The organism is Micromonospora sp. KC723 (genome assembly GCF_004348595.1).
Classification (GTDB): Bacteria; Actinomycetota; Actinomycetes; order Mycobacteriales; family Micromonosporaceae; genus Micromonospora.
In genome coordinates, this window is record NZ_SMKD01000125.1 from 1 (window position 1) to 16,337 (window position 16,337).

Annotated in this window: 14 protein-coding genes and 2 pseudogenes; 9 read left to right on the forward strand and 7 right to left on the reverse strand. The window is 71.7% G+C overall.

Annotated features, from left to right (window positions below; all coding sequences use genetic code 11):
• The 7 genes and pseudogenes from E1165_RS29140 to polA all read left to right on the forward strand — a co-directional run.
• Positions 1 to 377: pseudogene (locus E1165_RS29140) on the forward strand (hypothetical protein); the annotation flags it as partial.
• Between the two features lie 222 nt (positions 378 to 599).
• Entirely contained in the window at positions 600 to 1,757 is a 1,158-nt protein-coding gene (locus E1165_RS22710) for a branched-chain amino acid ABC transporter substrate-binding protein (protein WP_132393788.1), read from the forward strand.
• Positions 1,758 to 1,823: 66 nt separating this feature from the next.
• On the forward strand, positions 1,824 to 2,765 hold the full coding sequence (locus E1165_RS22715; protein ID WP_132393789.1) for a branched-chain amino acid ABC transporter permease: 942 nt from the start codon (positions 1,824 to 1,826) through the stop codon (positions 2,763 to 2,765).
• Positions 2,762 to 3,913: a branched-chain amino acid ABC transporter permease gene (locus tag E1165_RS22720; protein WP_132393790.1), complete on the forward strand. Its 1,152-nt coding sequence runs from the start codon at positions 2,762 to 2,764 to the stop codon at positions 3,911 to 3,913. The genes E1165_RS22715 and E1165_RS22720 overlap by 4 nt, the downstream gene beginning before the upstream one ends.
• Positions 3,914 to 3,959: 46 nt before the next feature.
• Positions 3,960 to 4,871, forward strand: coding sequence for an ABC transporter ATP-binding protein (locus E1165_RS22725; protein ID WP_132393798.1), 912 nt, complete (start codon positions 3,960 to 3,962; stop codon positions 4,869 to 4,871).
• The gene (locus tag E1165_RS22730) at positions 4,861 to 5,571 is read left to right on the forward strand and encodes an ABC transporter ATP-binding protein (RefSeq protein WP_132393791.1); all 711 of its coding nucleotides are present in this window, start codon (positions 4,861 to 4,863) and stop codon (positions 5,569 to 5,571) included. Before E1165_RS22725 ends, E1165_RS22730 begins: the two co-directional genes overlap by 11 nt.
• 116 nt (positions 5,572 to 5,687) lie before the next feature.
• The gene (gene polA / locus E1165_RS22735; RefSeq protein WP_132393792.1) at positions 5,688 to 8,387 is read left to right on the forward strand and encodes a DNA polymerase I; all 2,700 of its coding nucleotides are present in this window, start codon (positions 5,688 to 5,690) and stop codon (positions 8,385 to 8,387) included.
• A 12-nt stretch (positions 8,388 to 8,399) separates the two neighbouring features.
• On the opposite strand, the gene E1165_RS22740 is transcribed toward polA, so the two are convergent.
• From E1165_RS22740 to E1165_RS22765, 6 genes are all read right to left on the reverse strand, one after another.
• On the reverse strand, positions 8,400 to 8,837 hold the full coding sequence (locus E1165_RS22740; protein ID WP_132393793.1) for a MerR family transcriptional regulator: 438 nt from the start codon (positions 8,835 to 8,837) through the stop codon (positions 8,400 to 8,402).
• A gap of 107 nt (positions 8,838 to 8,944) precedes the next feature.
• On the reverse strand, positions 8,945 to 9,697 hold the full coding sequence (locus E1165_RS22745; protein WP_132393794.1) for an SDR family NAD(P)-dependent oxidoreductase: 753 nt from the start codon (positions 9,695 to 9,697) through the stop codon (positions 8,945 to 8,947).
• A gap of 46 nt (positions 9,698 to 9,743) precedes the next feature.
• Entirely contained in the window at positions 9,744 to 10,178 is a 435-nt protein-coding gene (locus E1165_RS22750) for a DUF3140 domain-containing protein (protein WP_132393795.1), read from the reverse strand.
• Positions 10,165 to 10,383: a DUF2945 domain-containing protein gene (locus tag E1165_RS22755; RefSeq protein ID WP_132266538.1), complete on the reverse strand. Its 219-nt coding sequence runs from the start codon at positions 10,381 to 10,383 to the stop codon at positions 10,165 to 10,167. Before E1165_RS22755 ends, E1165_RS22750 begins: the two co-directional genes overlap by 14 nt.
• 82 nt (positions 10,384 to 10,465) lie before the next feature.
• Positions 10,466 to 11,017: a Uma2 family endonuclease gene (locus E1165_RS22760; protein ID WP_132393796.1), complete on the reverse strand. Its 552-nt coding sequence runs from the start codon at positions 11,015 to 11,017 to the stop codon at positions 10,466 to 10,468.
• A gap of 167 nt (positions 11,018 to 11,184) precedes the next feature.
• Positions 11,185 to 11,991 carry a class I SAM-dependent methyltransferase gene (locus E1165_RS22765; RefSeq protein WP_132393797.1) on the reverse strand — a complete coding sequence of 269 codons (807 nt, stop codon included), beginning with the start codon at positions 11,989 to 11,991 and terminating at the stop codon, positions 11,185 to 11,187.
• Positions 11,992 to 12,358: 367 nt separating this feature from the next.
• Between E1165_RS22765 and rpsA the strand changes: the two genes are divergently transcribed.
• Entirely contained in the window at positions 12,359 to 13,846 is a 1,488-nt protein-coding gene (gene rpsA / locus E1165_RS22770; RefSeq protein ID WP_132266547.1) for a 30S ribosomal protein S1, read from the forward strand.
• Between the two features lie 214 nt (positions 13,847 to 14,060).
• Complete coding sequence (gene coaE, locus E1165_RS22775; protein ID WP_132393799.1) at positions 14,061 to 15,242, forward strand: dephospho-CoA kinase; 1,182 nt, start codon at positions 14,061 to 14,063, stop codon at positions 15,240 to 15,242.
• A gap of 7 nt (positions 15,243 to 15,249) precedes the next feature.
• Here the strand turns inward: coaE and E1165_RS29145 are convergent.
• A pseudogene (locus E1165_RS29145) lies at positions 15,250 to 16,337 on the reverse strand (hypothetical protein); the annotation flags it as partial.

Here is a 16,337-nt window from a genome sequence, read left to right on the forward strand (position 1 = left end):
GGGTGACGCTCTGGGAGGGCCGGCCGCTGGCGGTGGGGCTGCGGGGGCGTGCGTTCGGTGGCTGGCGGGCGGACGCGGCCGGCCGGTGGACGTCGGCGGGCGCGTTCGGTCGCGGCCGGCCCGACGGGATTCCGGGAGTGCGAGGTCTGGTGGTGGCCGGGGGCGCGGTCTGGGCGGCGACGACCGACGGGTTCAGCCACGCGCTGTGGCGGTCCGCCGACGGCGGGGAAAGCTGGCGGCCGGTGACGCCCCCGGTGCCCGCGCCCTGGGGCGCGGAGCGGGCGGTGGCGGTGCTCGGGGTGGGCGACGAGCTGTGGTTCCTCGTCGATGACGGACGGTCCGGTCGGCTGTTCCGGGCGCCGGTTGCCGATCGATGAGCGGCGGGTGTGACGGTTGGGACGGCACCGACGCTCTTGTTCGTAACGTTTTGGCAAGCCTCTCTGCCAGGCCTTCCGGAGCCAAATACCGCTCCAGTACGCTCCGCCATCACGAGCCGTAACGCGGGTGTGCGGTTTTTTGCCGGCCAGCGGCAGTGTAGCGGGTACGCCGCTGCCGTGGCCGGTACGCCGTGCCTGCGATCTGGAGGAGGTCAGGAAGCCGTGAGGCGTAACTACGTACGGGCGCTCGGCGCTGTGGGGCTGGCGGCGACCATGGTCGTCGCGGCCGGTTGCCAGGATGCTGGCGGCGGTAGCAACGAGGCCGGCGGTGACGGCAAGTGCGGCGGCAAGGTCGCCATCTTCGGTGCCTTCACCGGCCCGAACGCCGGTCTGGTGCTGCCGTCGCTGAACGGTGCGAAGCTGGCTTTCAAGCAGTTCACCGAGAAGAACCCGGACTGCAAGGTCGAGCTCAAGGAGTTCGACACGACCGGTGACCCCACGCAGGCGACGCCGGTGGCGAACCAGGTCGCGCAGGACCAGTCGTTCGTGGCGGTCATCGGCGGTCACTTCTCCGGTGAGACCAAGGCGACCATGCCGATCTACGAGGCGGCCGGTCTGGTGATGGTGAGCCCGTCGGCCACCGCCACCGAGCTGACCGCGACCGGCAACAAGGCGTTCCACCGGGTGGTCGGCAACGACGGCACCCAGGGCGCGGCGGCCGTGGCGTACCTGAAGAACAGCCTCAAGCCGAGCAAGGTCTTCGTCATCGACGACGGCACCCCCTACGGCCAGGGCATCATCGACGAGGTCAAGAAGGGTCTCGGCACCGTGGTCGTCGACAGCGACAAGGTGCAGACCGACCAGACCAACTTCGACGCCACCATCTCGAAGATCAAGTCGTCGGGTGCGGACGCGATCGCCTACGGCGGCTACACCAACGAGGCGGCCCCGCTGCTCAAGCAGGCCCGCGCTGCGGGAATCACCGCCAAGTTCCTCGGCTTCGACGGTCTCTACGACCCGGGCTTCCCGGCCGGTGCCGGTGCGGCCGCCGAGGGCGCGATCGTGACCTGCCCGTGCCTCCCGGCCGCCGAGGCCGGCGGCACCTTCTCCGCCGACTACCAGAAGGAGTACGGCCAGGCGCCGGGTTCCTACGGCGCGGAGGGCTTCGACGGGGCGAACGTGCTGCTCGACGGCTTCAAGGCCGGCAAGAGCAGCCGCAAGGACCTGATGGAGTGGGTGGACTCGTACGACAAGCAGGGCGTGTCCAAGTACGTCAAGTTCGACGCGAGCGGTGACGTGGAGAAGTCCAAGGTCGTCATCTGGGCCTACGAGATCAAGGGCGGCCAGATCACGCCGAAGGAAGAGATCAAGCTCAGCTGAGCCAGAGTCCGAGGTGCGGCCGGGAGCTGTCGGCTCCCGGCCGTACGCGGTCAATGAGGAGATTCCGTGAACTTCGATGAACTCTTCGGGCATCTGGGTCAGCACACGGTGGACGGTCTGGCGAAGGGCTCGATCTACGCCCTCGTCGCACTGGGCTACACGCTGGTCTACGGGGTGCTGAAGCTGATCAACTTCGCCCACTCCGAGGTGTTCATGGTGGGCACCTTCACCGTGGTGGGGGTGTGGAGCCTGCTCGGTGCCACCGACTCCCCGCCGCTGGGCACCCTGCTCCTGCTCCTCGCCGCGGGTCTGCTCGCCGCGGCGCTCGCCTCCGGCCTGACCGCGGTCGCGGTCGAACGCATCGCGTACCGGCGGTTGCGGCGGATGAACGCGCCGCCACTGATCTTCCTGATCACGGCGATCGGGCTGTCCCTGGTGATGTCCGAGGCGTTCGGTCTCTGGCAGGGCCGGCTGGTCGTCGGCATACCGACGGTGCTGGAACGCGACGTGGTGTTCTCCATCGGCGGCACCGACGTGACGAACACCCAGATCATCACGGTGGTCGCCGCTCTGGTCATGATGGCCGGGCTCGACGTGTTCATCAACCGCACCCGGTACGGCCGGGGCGTGCGGGCGGTGGCGCAGAACCCGGACACCGCCGCGCTGATGGGCGTCAACAAGGACCGCGTGATCGCCCTGATCTTCCTGCTCGGCGGTCTGCTGGCCGGGGCCGCTGCCCTGCTGTACGCCCTGCGCTACGGCAACACGCGGTTCAACGTCGGCTTCCTGCTCGGACTGAAGGCGTTCACCGCGGCCGTGCTCGGCGGCATCGGCAACCTGCGCGGCGCGCTGCTCGGCGGCCTGCTGCTCGGCGTCGTCGAGGTGTACGCGGCGACGCTGACCCAATCCAACTGGGAGGACGTGGCGGCCTTCGTGGTGCTGGTCGTCGTCCTGTTGTTCCGCCCGACCGGCCTGCTCGGTGAGTCTCTGGGGAGGGCACGCGCATGACCACCACGACTTCTCGCAAACGGCTGCTGAACGGCCTGAGCGACGCCACCGGCGGCATCGGCGACCGGTTCCGGGCGCTGCCGAAGTGGCAGCGGGGGCTGGCCTTCCTGGCCTTCGTGGCGTTCCTCTACTACCTGCCGCTGCTCGGCATCCCGGGCCTGACGTGGCTGCGGACCGACTCGATCGAGGGCGGCAACAACTGGGCGGGCGTGCTCTTCGTCTGCGCGGTGTACGTTCTGATCGCCATCGGTCTGAACGTCGTGATCGGTCTGGCCGGCCTGCTGGACCTGGGCTACGTCGGCTTCTTCGCCGTCGGCGCGTACAGCGTGGCACTGTTCGGCTCGACCCAGTCACCGGTGGTCAAGGCGCTGCAGGAGCGCTTCGACCTGCCCCAGGGTTGGGCGGTGGCCTGGGCGATCTGTATCCCGATCGCGATCGCGATCGCGATGATCTCCGGTGTGCTGCTGGGCTGGCCGACGCTGCGGTTGCGCGGTGACTACCTGGCCATCGTCACCCTCGGCTTCGGCGAGATCATCCGGATCGTGGTCCGCAACGTCAGCTGGTCGGGAGGGCCGCACGGTGTGGCGGCGATCCCTGGCCCGGAGGGTGCCCCGTCCGCGGACAACCAGGTCTTCGGCCTGATCGACGCCAAACCGTGGTACTGGCTGGCGCTGACCGTGGTGCTGCTGCTGGTCCTGGCGGTGCGCCGGCTGGAGAACAGCCGGGTCGGGCGGGCCTGGCTGGCGGTACGCGAGGACGAGGACGCCGCGGCGGTGATGGGCGTGTACCCGTTCAAGTACAAGTTGTGGGCGTTCGCCATCGGCGCCGCGCTCGGCGGGATCTCCGGCGCGCTCTTCGCCAGCCGGCAGGGCTTCATCGAGCCGAACCAGTTCAACGCGCAGCTGTCCATCCTGTTCGTCGCGATGGTGGTGGTCGGCGGCGCCGGCAACATGGCCGGCGTGGCGTTGGGCGCCTTCCTGCTGGCGTACCTGCCGGAGCGGTTCCGGGACTTCGCCGAGTGGCGGTTCCTGGTCTTCGGCCTGGCGTTGGTGCTGGTCATGCTGCTGCGCCCGCAGGGTCTGATCCCGAGTCGGCGCCGGGCCCGCGAGCTCAAGGACCGCGCTGAGGAGGTGCCGGCCAGTGTCTGACCAGAACCCGGACGTGACGTCCGAAGAGACCCCGGATCTTGACGAGATCAGGAGCAGCGGGCCCGTCCCACGGCAGCGGGAGGTGCTGCTCGACGTCGACCACGTGACGCTGCGCTTCGGTGGCGTGACCGCACTGGACGACGTCAGCTTCAGCCTCTACCGGGGGGAGATCCTCGGCCTGATCGGCCCGAACGGCGCCGGCAAGACCACCTGCTTCAATGTGATGACCGGCGTGTACCGGCCCACCTCGGGGGCGGTCCGCTTCGCCGGGCAGAAGGTGACCGGCCGCAAACCGCACCAGATCAACCGGATGGGCATCGCCCGGACGTTCCAGAACATCCGTCTCTTCCCCGAGATGACGGCGCTGGAGAACGTCATGGTGGGCACCGACTCGCAGCACCACACGAGCGTGATGGGGGCGTTGTTCCGGCTGTACCGCAAGAAGGTTAAGCCGCACGAGCTGCCGGTGGTCGACTCGACCAACGGGGCGGTGCGGATCTGGCAGCAGGTCAGACTCGGCTGCGCCAAGGTGTTCGGCATCTCCCGGCACACCCTGGAGGAGCGGGCTGGCGAGCGTAAGGCTCTGGAGCTGTTGAAGTTCGTCGGCATCGTGGGCCGGGCCAACGAGTTGGCCCGCAACCTGCCCTACGGTGACCAGCGGCGGCTGGAGATCGCCCGGGCGCTGGCCACCGAGCCGAAGCTGCTCTGCCTGGACGAGCCGGCCGCCGGGTTCAACCCGGCGGAGAAGGAGGAGCTGAACCAGCTGATCCGACGCATCCGCGACCTGGGTTACACCGTGCTGCTCATCGAGCACGACATGCGCCTGGTCATGGGGGTCACCGACCGGATCGTGGTGCTGGAGTTCGGCAAGAAGATCGCCGAGGGGACGCCGGCCGAGGTCCGGGACAACCCGAAGGTGATCGCGGCCTACCTGGGGGAGCCCGCCGATGCTGCTTGAGATCGAGAACCTGACCCTGGCGTACGGGCGGATCGAGGCGCTGCACTCGGTCGACCTCCACGTCGACGAGGGTGAGATCGTGGCCCTGATCGGCGCGAACGGTGCCGGCAAGACCACCACGATGCGGGGTATCTCCGGGCTGCTGCCGGTGGCCGGCGGGAAGATCCGCTTCAACGGCGAGGACATCACCAACCTGCGCGCCGACCTTCGCGTGGTGCGGGGCATCTGCCAGGCGCCGGAGGGCCGGGGCATCTTCCCCGGCATGACGGTGCTGGAGAACCTCGACATGGGGGCGTACACCCGGAGGGACTCCGCCGGCATCGCCGCCGACCTGGAGCGGGTGCTGGAGCTCTTCCCGCGCCTGCGGGAGCGGCGCAAGCAGCCCGGCGGCACGCTCTCCGGCGGCGAGCAGCAGATGCTGGCGGTCGGCCGGGCGTTGATGAGCCGGCCGAGGCTGCTGCTGCTGGACGAGCCGTCGATGGGTCTCGCCCCGATGGTCATCCAGCAGATCTTCGACATCATCACGGAGATCAACCAGCAGGGCACCACGATCCTGCTGGTGGAGCAGAACGCCCAGCAGGCGCTCTCCCGGGCGCACCGGGGCTACGTGCTGGAGACCGGGCGCATCGTGAAGGAGGGTTCCGGGCAGGAGCTCCTGCACGACCCGGCGGTCAAGGAGGCGTACCTCGGCGTGGCCTGACTCCGTCGTGCCGGCGCGGCCGTCCGCCCCTCCCGGGGTGGGCGGCCGCGGCCTTTCCGGCGACGGCACGGTGCCGCCACCCGGGGTTGTCGGCGGTACGGACTAGAGTCGCTGCCGTGACAGCTACGACGCCGCGCCTGCTTCTCGTCGACGGACACTCCCTGGCATACCGGGCCTTCTTCGCCCTGCCGGTGGAGAACTTCTCCACCACGACGGGGCAGCCGACCAACGCGGTCTACGGCTTCACCTCGATGTTGATCAACGTGCTCCGCGACGAGCAGCCCACCCACATCGTGGTCGCCTTCGACGTCTCCCGCCGGTCCTTCCGCACCGACAGGTACGCCGAGTACAAGGCCGGCCGCAGCGAGACCCCGACCGACTTCAAGGGGCAGGTCAGCCTGGTCAAGGAGGTCCTCGCCGCGCTGCGGATCCCGGTGGTCGAGAAGGAGGGCTACGAGGCCGACGACGTTATCGCCACCCTCGCCTGCCAGGCCCGCGACCAGGGCATGCAGGTGTTGATCAGCACGGGCGACCGGGACGCGTTCCAGCTCGTCGGCGCCGACATCACCGTGCTCTACCCGCGCAAGGGCGTCTCCGACCTGGCCCGGATGGATCCGGCGGCGGTCGAGGCGAAGTACGGCGTCGGCCCCGAGCGCTACCGTGACCTGGCCGCGCTCGTCGGCGAGAGCAGCGACAACCTGCCGGGCGTCCCCGGGGTCGGCCCGAAGACGGCCGCCAAGTGGATCAACACCTACGGTGGGGTGGAGGGTGTCGTCGCCCGGGCCGACGAGATCAAGGGCAAGGCCGGCGACAGCCTGCGCGAGCGGCTCGCCGACGTGATCCGCAACTACGAGATCAACTGCCTGGTCTCCGACCTGGAGCTGCCGATCCGCCCGGAGGACGCCCGCTGGCAGGGCTGGGACCGGGAGGCCGTGCACCAGGTCTTCGACACCCTCCAGTTCCGCATCCTGCGCGACCGGCTCTACCAGTACCTCGAGGCGGTGGAGCCGGAGGCCGAGGCGGGCTTCGAGCTGGCCGGTGAGGTGCTCGCCGCGCCCGGCGCGCTGGCCGGCTGGCTGGAGACGCACGCCCTCGTCGACACCCCGGTCGGGCTGGCGGTCAAGCTCGACACCGGCCCCAACCGGCGGCACACCGCCTCGGTGACCGGCCTGGCGCTGGCGACCTCCGGCGGGGCGGCGGCCTGGTGCGACCCGACCGGGCTGGAGCCGGCCGACGAGGCGGCCCTCGCGGCCTGGCTGGCCGACGCCGCGCGCCCCAAGGTGCTGCACGACAGCAAGCCGGCGGTGCTCGCCTTCGCCGCGCACGGATGGTCCCTGGACGGCATCGCCCGCGACACCCAGATCGCCGCCTACCTGGCGCGCCCCGACCAGCGCTCGTACGACCTGACCGACCTGGCCCTGCGCTACCTGCATCGGGAGCTGCGCGTCGACACCCCGGAGACCGGCCAGCTCACCCTGGACGGGCTCGGCAACGACGGCGAGGCGGAGCAGAACCTCATGCTCCAGGCCCGGGCCACCCTCGACCTGGCCGACGCGATCGACGCCGAGTTGTCCCGCGACGGCGAGCAGTCCGCCCGGCTGATGGCCGACGTGGAGCTGCCGCTGATGCGGGTGCTCGCCGAGATGGAGCGCACCGGCATCGCCGCCGACACGCACTACCTGTCGGAGCTGGAGGCGCACTTCGCCGCCGAGGTGAAGGCCGCGGCGCAGGGCGCGTACGCGGCGGTCGGGCGGGAGTTCAACCTGGGTTCGCCCAAGCAGCTCCAGGAGATCCTCTTCGGCGAGTTGGGGCTGCCCAAGACCAAGAAGATCAAGACCGGCTACACCACCGACGCCGACGCCCTCCAGTGGCTCTACGCGCAGAACCCGCACCCCGTTCTGGAGCACCTGCTGCGCCACCGGGACGTCGCCAAGCTGAAGTCGACGGTCGACGGGCTGCTCAAGTCGGTCTCCGACGACGGCCGCATCCACACCACCTTCAACCAGACGGTCGCCGCGACCGGCCGGCTCTCCTCCACCGAGCCCAACCTGCAGAACATCCCCATCCGCACCGAGGAGGGGCGACGCATCCGGCGGGCCTTCGTGGTGGGGGAGGGATACGAATGCCTTCTCACCGCCGACTACAGCCAGATCGAGATGCGGATCATGGCGCACCTGTCCTCGGACGACGCGCTGATCCAGGCCTTCAACTCCGGCGCCGACTTCCACGCCGCCACCGCCTCGTCCGTGTTCGGGGTGCCGGTGCAGGAGGTCACGGCCGACCAGCGGCGCAAGATCAAGGCGATGAACTACGGCCTGGCGTACGGGCTGAGCGCGTTCGGCCTCTCCCAACAGCTCGGCATCACCGCCGAGGAGGCGCGCGGGCTGATGGAGAACTACTTCGCCGGCTTCGGCGGGGTGCGGGACTACCTGCACGAGGTGGTGGCCCGGGCCCGGCAGGACGGCTACACCTCCACCATCCTGGGTCGCCGCCGGTACCTGCCCGACCTGGTCAGCGACAACCGGCAGCGCCGGGAGATGGCCGAGCGGATGGCGCTCAACGCCCCCATCCAGGGCTCGGCGGCCGACATCATCAAGGTCGCCATGCTGCACGTCGACACCGCCCTGCGCGACGCCGGGCTGCGCTCCCGGATGCTGTTGCAGGTGCACGACGAGCTGGTCTTCGAGGTCGCGCCGGGCGAGCGGGAGAGCCTGGAGGCGCTGGTCCGTAGGGAGATGGGTGAGGCGTACCCGCTGTCCGTGCCGTTGGAGGTCTCCGTCGGCGAGGGCCGCGACTGGAACAGCGCCGACCACTGACCGACGACGCTCCTAGTGGGCGTCGCTCGCGGGCACGGCGGGATGGGGTGAAACGGCCGGCGGTGACGCCGGCCGTTTCTCGCAGCCCGGCTCGGCGAGGGCCGCGGCGGCGTCGCGAAGTGCGGCAGCGAGCCGGTCCCGGGCCGCCATCTGGGCTGCGATCCGGGCGTCGAGCACGGCGAGCCGTTCCCGCCCCACCCGCAGCCCGGCCGGGGAGGGTGGCGCGGCGGCCACGTCCCCGTCCAGGCAGGGCAGGAAGACCAGGACGTCCTCCAGGGTCAGCCCGGCACCGAGCAGGTACCGGATGTTACGAACCCGGGTCACCTCGCGCTCGTCGTACTCGCGGTACCCGTTCGCCGCCCGCGCCGAGGTGATCAGCCCGTGCTCCTCGTAGTGCCGCAGGGCTCGGGGGGTGCAGCCCGTCACCCTGGCCAACTCGCCGATCCGCACGTGCCCGCCTCCGTTCCACCGCCTCGGCTCGGCGACCGACTGCGCCCTGCGACGTCGCGGTGTCCGCCGGGTGAGGACGCGTCGCCCGTGCGCCGGCAGCCGTTCGGTCAGGCGACCACCGCCCCGCCGTCCACCGGCAGCACCACGCCGGTGACGAAGGCCGCCGCCGGGTCGCAGAGCCGCACGATCGCCCAGGCTACGTCCTGCGGACGACCGATTCGTCGCAGGGGAGTGTGGTCGAGCTGCCAGTGGCGTACTGCGGCCAGCTGGTCCGGGGAGAGACCCTGGTGCTCGCCGATGGGCGTGTCGATCGCGCCGGGCGCCACCGCGACCACCCGCACGCCGCGCGGGGCCAACTCCACCGCCCAGCTGCGGGTCAGCGAGTCCAACGCGGCCTTGCCGGCGGCGTACACCGAGGAACCCGGCCACCCCCGCTGGCCGACGGACGTCGTGACGTTGACGATGACGCCGCCACCCGCGGTGAGCGGTCCGACCGCGGCGTGCGCCAGCCTGATCGGGGCGACCAGATTCGTGTCGAGCTGACGTCGGGCCGCCGCCTCGTCCAGCTCGGCGAGAGGGCCGGCACCGGCGACACCAGCGTTGTTGACCAGGACATCCAACCGGCCGAACCGATCGAGGGCGGTGCGGACCAGCCGGTCCGGCGCGTCGGGGTCGGTCACGTCGGCGGTGACCGGTGCGATCAGGGGATGGCCGGCGGCGGTCTCCGCCAGCGGCGCGGCTCGGCGGCCGACCGCGAGAACACGGGCGCCGGCGTCAGCGAAGGCGCGGGCGGTGGCTCGGCCGATGCCGGTGCCCGCGCCGGTGACCAGGACCACGCGTTGCTGCTGTTCGTCGTCCATACCGATGATCGTCTGACCCTGCCGTCAGTGGCAGGGTCAAGATCGGTCAGCGTCGTGGACCTCGGCGCTCCTCGGGTGGGGAGCCCCGTCGTTCCAGGGCCTTGCGGGACGGGCCGCCGGGCGGTGGGAGCGGGGCCTTGACGGGGTCGTGGCCCCAGTTCATCAGGGAGTACCGCCACCGGGTCCGGCTGACGTCACCGCTCGGCCGCTGCGCCATGTGCCGCCGGACGTACCCGACAACCTTGCGCATGTGCCGGTAGTCGGCGTCGCTGAGCTGGTCGCGTTTGCGGCGCAGCAGGTCGATGATCCGCCGGCCGGACTCGTGGCCGACCGACTCGCCGCCACCGGAGCGCCCGCCCTTGTGCCAGCCGACCTGCTTGGACTCGTCGGTTTCCAGCCACGTCGACAGCTCGCCCGGCTTCATGTTCACCGCGTCGGTGAACTCGCGGTAGGTCTGTTGCGGATCGTCACCTCGGTTCATGCCGCAGCACCTCCGGACGGTGGGCCACGTCGCGACCCGAGTGGTCGTTGCGGATGCGGTACTGCGGGTCGTCCGGCGAGGCGTCGACGGTGTGCCCACGCACGTGCGTCCGCTCGGTGATCCGCTCCTTGACGACCCCGTACGCCCGACCGCTGTGGCTGGCCCAGGAGACGTGGTCGCCCTCGTGGAACTCCTTCTCAGCCATGCCGCCCGGGTACCCGTAACGTCTGACGGGAAACGGCGGCAGGGGCACGGCGGGTGGCTCCGGCGGGATCAGCCGGAGGTCGTCAGGGGGTGATCTCGGCGATCGCCAACTTGATGTCGAAGGGCTCGGTCAGCTCGACCAGCTCCGCGCTGTCGGCCACCAGCTCGTACTGCCGCTCGCCGCCCGGCCCGATTCGGTCGCCCAGGCGGTACGCGTAGAGGTGCACCGGGTCCTGTTCGATGCGCCAGTAGAAGGGAATGCCGGCGGCGGCGTACTCGCCGGGCTTGGCGAACCGGTCGACGCGCCGGGTCCCCGGGGAGACGATCTCGACCGCCAGTACGACATCCGCCGGCCGCAGCCGGGACCGGTCGGCGGGCAGCCCGGCGTGGCACAGTAGTACGTCCGGCTGTCGGCTGGTGTTGGGGCTGAGCCCCACGCCAACGGACTGAGTGGCTCGTAGCTGAGCCGGTGCATGGGATCGCAGCCACAGCCACAGCAGGCCGGCGATCTCCTGATGGCCCAGGGTGGGGGAGGGTGTCACCTGGATCACTCCGTCGACGAGTTCGACGCGGGGGGCGTTGTCCGGCAGGGCGAGCAGATCCTCCAGCGTGTAGTCCGCACGCTGCTGCCGCATCGGATCCGGACACCAGGGGCCAGGTGATGTCGGGACGGGCTCGGCGCTCATGCCGTGAGCCTAGCGCCGGGCGCGGGGCACTCGGTCGCACCCGCGGTGCGACGCGGCCAGCGGGGCAACCGTCGGTGTGCGGTGGCTCAGCGGTGGGCGGCTGCGTACCGGATGGCTCAGCCGGCCGGCTTCTCGGTGACGAAGATGGCGGTGCCGGGGAAGAGCCGGCCGCGCAGCGGGCTCCACTGCCCCCAGGTCTCCCGGTGCCCCTTTGGCCACTCCGGCTCCACCAGGTCGACCAGGCGGAACCCCGCGCCGACCAGTTCGCGGATCCGGTCGCCGAGCGTGCGGTGCTGCTCGACGTACGTGGCCACGCCGTGTTCGTCCTGTTCCACGTACGGGGAGCGGTCGAAGTACGAGTGCACGGCGGTGAGCCCGCCCTCGCCCGGGTCGTCGAGGAAGATCCAGCGCATCGGGTGGGTCACCGAGAAGACCCACCGGCCGCCCGGGCGCAGCACCCGGTGGACCTCGGCCATCAGCGCGGCGGAGTCGTCGACGAAGGGCACCGCGCCGAACGCGGTGCAGGCGATGTCGAAGGTGGCGTCGGCGAAGGGCAGCGCGAGGGCGTCGGCCTGCACCAGCGGGACGCGTACCCCGGTGGTGCCGCCGGCGCGCGCGGCGTGCCGCAACATGCCGGCGGACAGGTCGAAGGCGACCGGCCGGGCGCCCTGGGTGGCCAACCAGCGGGCACACGCGGCGGCGCCGCAGCCCACCTCCAGCACCCGGCGCCCCGCCACGTCGCCGAGCAGCCGGGCGTCGGCCTCGCGCAGCCCCTCCGGGCACCAGACGAGGTCCACGTCGCCCAGGAACGCGCCGTGCTCGGCCTGGTAGTCGTCGGCGTCGGCGTCCCACCAGCCACGGTTGGCGCGGCGGGTCTCCGCGGCGCCGACCCGGCGGCGGGCTACCCGGTTGTCGTCGTCCACCCGCTCACGCTAGGCCCTCCTCGTCCGCACGGCGGCGGCCGGGCCGGGGAATGCGCTATCTTTCCCGGGGCGGATGTGACGCGCGAGACAGTAGGGGCGTTTTCCCGCCGATATCTCCGCTTTCGCAGCTGACGCGTCCGCGAGGAGGCGGGAGGGCTTGCACGCTGTGGTAATGCAGCAGGTAGGCTAGACGACGCGCTCGCGGATCGTGTGCCTCGGCAGGGAGCAGGTGCGCGGTCACCGGAGCCACTAATGATCTTCTCATGGCGATCGTTCGGTGTGCCCGGCGACGGATCCGCTGGCGCGGACAGGTCACCGCGACACCACGCCTGCTGTGACAACCCATCCGACCGGAGCAACCGCCCACATGACGAGCAGCATCGAGGCCCCCTCGAGCGCCACCCGGGTCACCCACGACGATCTCGGTTCCGAGGAAGCTTTCCTCGCCGCGATCGACGAGACCATCAAGTACTTCAACGACGGCGACATTGTCGAAGGCACCGTCGTCAAGGTCGATCGGGACGAGGTCCTGCTCGACATCGGCTACAAGACCGAGGGCGTCATTCCCTCTCGGGAGTTGTCGATCAAGCACGACGTGGACCCCGCCGAGGTCGTCTCGGTCGGTGACCACATCGAGGCGCTTGTCCTCCAGAAGGAGGACAAGGAGGGTCGTCTGATCCTCTCCAAGAAGCGGGCGCAGTACGAGCGGGCCTGGGGCACGATCGAGAAGATCAAGGACGAGGACGGCGTCGTCCGCGGTTCGGTCATCGAGGTGGTCAAGGGTGGCCTCATCCTCGACATCGGGCTGCGCGGCTTCCTGCCCGCCTCCCTGGTCGAGATGCGGCGGGTGCGTGACCTGCAGCCGTACGTCGGCCGTGAGCTCGAGGCCAAGATCATCGAGCTGGACAAGAACCGCAACAACGTGGTCCTGTCCCGCCGGGCCTGGCTGGAGCAGACGCAGTCCGAGGTGCGCACCGAGTTCCTCAACAAGCTCCAGAAGGGACAGGTCCGCAAGGGCGTCGTCTCGTCGATCGTCAACTTCGGCGCGTTCGTCGACCTGGGTGGCGTGGACGGCCTGGTGCACGTCTCCGAGCTGTCCTGGAAGCACATCGACCACCCGTCCGAGGTCGTCGAGGTCGGCCAGGAGGTCGAGGTCGAGGTCCTGGACGTCGACCTGGACCGCGAGCGGGTCTCGCTGTCGCTGAAGGCGACCCAGGAGGACCCGTGGCGGCAGTTCGCCCGTACCCACGCGATCCAGCAGATCGTGCCGGGTAAGGTCACCAAGCTGGTGCCGTTCGGCGCCTTCGTCCGGGTGGACGACGGCATCGAGGGCCTGGTCCACATCTCCGAGCTGGCCGAGCGTCACGTGGAGATCCCGGAGCAGGTCGTGCAGGTCGGCTCCGAGGTCATGGTCAAGGTCATCGACATCGACCTGGAGCGTCGCCGCATCTCGCTGTCGCTCAAGCAGGCCAACGAGGGCTTCGTCGAGGGCGAGGAGCACTTCGACCCGACCCTCTACGGCATGGCCGCGACCTACGACGCCGAGGGTAACTACATCTACCCGGAGGGCTTCGACCCGGAGACGGGCGAGTGGCTCGAGGGGTACGAGAAGCAGCGCGAGGCGTGGGAGCAGCAGTACGCCGAGGCGCGCCAGCGCTGGGAGGCGCACACCAAGCAGGTGCAGAACTCCCGTGCCGCCGACGCCGAGGCCGCTGCCAACCCGGCCCCGGCCGTGACCGGCACCACCACCTCGACCAGCGCGGCCCCGAGCCGCCAGGCCGAGGAGCCGGCCGGCACGCTGGCCACCGACGAGGCGCTCGCCGCCCTGCGGGAGAAGCTCGCCGGCGGCAAGTGACCCGCTGACGACGACGGGCCCCGTCCCCACGATCCGGTTCCACCGGGTCGTCGGGGGGCGGGGCCCTCGCGCGTCCGCACCACCCCACCCACCACCCGACCGGCCTCAGCCAGCCGCGATGGGCCGGGCTCGGCTCGACGCGGTGGGACGAGGTGATGGTCCCGGGGGCGGGTCCGGTTGGCGGGGTGTGCGGATGATCCGGTGTACTGATGCCGTGCTGATGGTGGGACTGACCGGTGGGATCGGGTCCGGCAAGAGTGCGGTGGCGGCCCGGTTGGCCGAGCGGGGCGCGTGTGTCGTCGACGCGGACCGGATCGCCCGCGAGGTGGTCGCCCCGGGCACCGAGGGGCTCGCCGAGATCGTCGCTGCCTTCTCCGACCGGGTGCTCGACGCCGGAGGGGCGCTGGACCGGGCGGCGCTGGGCGCCCTGGTCTTCGGCGACGAGGACGCGCGCCGCCGGCTGGAGGCGATCACCCATCCTCGGGTCCGTGCCCGCACCGCCGAGCTGGTCGCCGCAGCCGCTCCGGACGCGGTGGTCGTCAACGACGTGCCGTTGCTGGTGGAGGTGGGGCTCGCTCCGACGTACCACCTCGTGGTGGTCGTGCGGACCGCGGTGGCCACCCGACTGGAGCGGTTGGCACGCGACCGGGGTATGCCGGCGGCGGAGGCCGGGCGGCGGATCGCGGCGCAGGCCGACGACGACCGGCGTCGGGCGGTCGCCGACGTGCTGTTGCGCAACGACGGTTCGTTGGACGACCTGTACGCGGCGGTGGACGCCCTGTGGCGGGACCGGCTGCTGCCGTACGAACGCAACGTGCGGCAGCGGCGTGCCGTGCTTCCCGGACGGGTGGTGCTCGCCGAGCCGGACCCGACCTGGGCCGAGCAGTACGCCCGGCTGGCGGCCCGCATCCGGCACGCCGCCGCCCCGGCGGACCCGCGCCTGGACCACGTCGGTTCGACCGCCGTGCCCGGCCTCGCCGCCCGGAACGTCATCGACATCCAGCTCACCGTCGGGTCCCTGGCGGAGGCGGACGGGCCGCTCGCCGACCGGCTCGCCGAGGCCGGCTTTCCCCGGGTGCCGGGGGACCGGTGGGACGCCCCCCGACCGGGGGACGACGGGCGGTGGGAGGAGCGGCTGCACGGCAGCGCCGACCCGGGCCGACCGGCCAGCCTGCGCCTGCGGGTGGCCGGCTCACCCGGTTGGCGGCACGCCCTGCTGACCCGTGACCACCTGCGCGCCGAGGCGGACCAGCGGGTCGCCTACCAGAGGGTGAAGCGGGAGCTGGCCGCGACGGCCCCGGACGACGGCGCGTACACGACGGCGAAGGAGCCCTGGTTCGCCGAGGAGTGCCGGCGGGCGGAGGAGTGGGCCGTGCGCACCGGTTGGCGACCCTGACCGGTCGTCACCGGCGCCGGACCGGCCCGCCGCCCGGGCGGGACGCGGTGGCCGGTTTCCCGGCGGGTGCCCGGGTCGCGGGTGGCACGACCCCGGCCGGCACGACGCCCGGGATGAGGTCCAGCTGTGCCCAGGCGTGGGAACGGGCACGCAGCTCCAGCCGGCGTGGCAGTCCCGTCCGGTCCAGCCAGTAGCGCAGGCGTAATCCCTGTTCGCGTAGCTCGACGACGTCCACCACCCGCCCGCCTACCCGGTCGGTCCGCAGCCACACCGCGGCACCCGGGCGGGCCGGTGCCGCGGCGGCCCGCAACGCGGCGTCGACCAGCAGGTCGAGGTCGTCGGTGGGGCGTACGCCGCGCCGCCAGCCGGCGTCGGCCGGCGGCGGCAGCCGTGGACCGGCGGGCGCGGTGACGCCGCCCGAGCCCGGCCCGACCGGCACCTCGGCCCGGGCGAACCCGCCCGGGTGGCGGCGCAGCAGGGTGTGCCGACCGAGGGTGTCCAGTTCGGCCACCGACAGGTACGCCGCCCGGCCGGTCCAACTCAGCCAGCCGGAGCCGCGCAGGTTGGCGGCGGTGCCGAGGGGCGCGGTCACGGTGACGGCGGCGCCGGCCGCGGTGCGCAGCCGGCCGGGCACCCGGGCCAGCCGGTCGGCCTCCGGGTCGAGCAGCGGTCGGGGCAGTCCGGGACGGCCGCCCAGCGCGTCGACCGGCCAGAGCGGCGGCCGGTCGAGGTGGTCCAGGTCGACGGTGACCGGTGTCCGGTCCGGCAGGTGCCCCTCCCACCGGCGCAGCCGGGAGTCGCGGTCGACCCACCAACGGGGGTCGCCGTCCCCGGCCGCCGGTGCGGCGGGTGGGCCGGTGACCGGGCCGGTCCCGGCCGGTGCGGGCAGGGCGGCCTGGAGCACGTCCACCGGCTCGTCCCCGACGGTTTCCCGCCCCACCCAGCGCCCGCCGCCACGACGCAGCGGCTCGGCCGGGTCGGCGCGCCGGGCGCCGAGGGCGAAGAGCACGTCCAGCGCGGCGGCCAGTCCCCGGCCGGGTGGGAGCTCGCGCAGCCGCCAACGGTCGCTGGGCGGCACGAGGGGCGGGGGCGCGG

Bases quoted from the DNA above. Each gene is read 5' to 3' on its own strand.
- E1165_RS22720 (WP_132393790.1), top strand. From the start codon at position 2,762: ATGACCACCACGACTTCTCGCAAACGGCTGCTGAACGGCCTGAGCGAC.
- E1165_RS22730 (WP_132393791.1), top strand. From the start codon at position 4,861: ATGCTGCTTGAGATCGAGAACCTGACCCTGGCGTACGGGCGGATCGAG.
- E1165_RS22745 (WP_132393794.1), bottom strand. From the start codon at position 9,697: ATGGACGACGAACAGCAGCAACGCGTGGTCCTGGTCACCGGCGCGGGC.
- E1165_RS22750 (WP_132393795.1), bottom strand. From the start codon at position 10,178: ATGAACCGAGGTGACGATCCGCAACAGACCTACCGCGAGTTCACCGAC.
- E1165_RS22755 (WP_132266538.1), bottom strand. From the start codon at position 10,383: ATGGCTGAGAAGGAGTTCCACGAGGGCGACCACGTCTCCTGGGCCAGC.
- E1165_RS22760 (WP_132393796.1), bottom strand. From the start codon at position 11,017: ATGCGGCAGCAGCGTGCGGACTACACGCTGGAGGATCTGCTCGCCCTG.
- rpsA (WP_132266547.1), top strand. From the start codon at position 12,359: ATGACGAGCAGCATCGAGGCCCCCTCGAGCGCCACCCGGGTCACCCAC.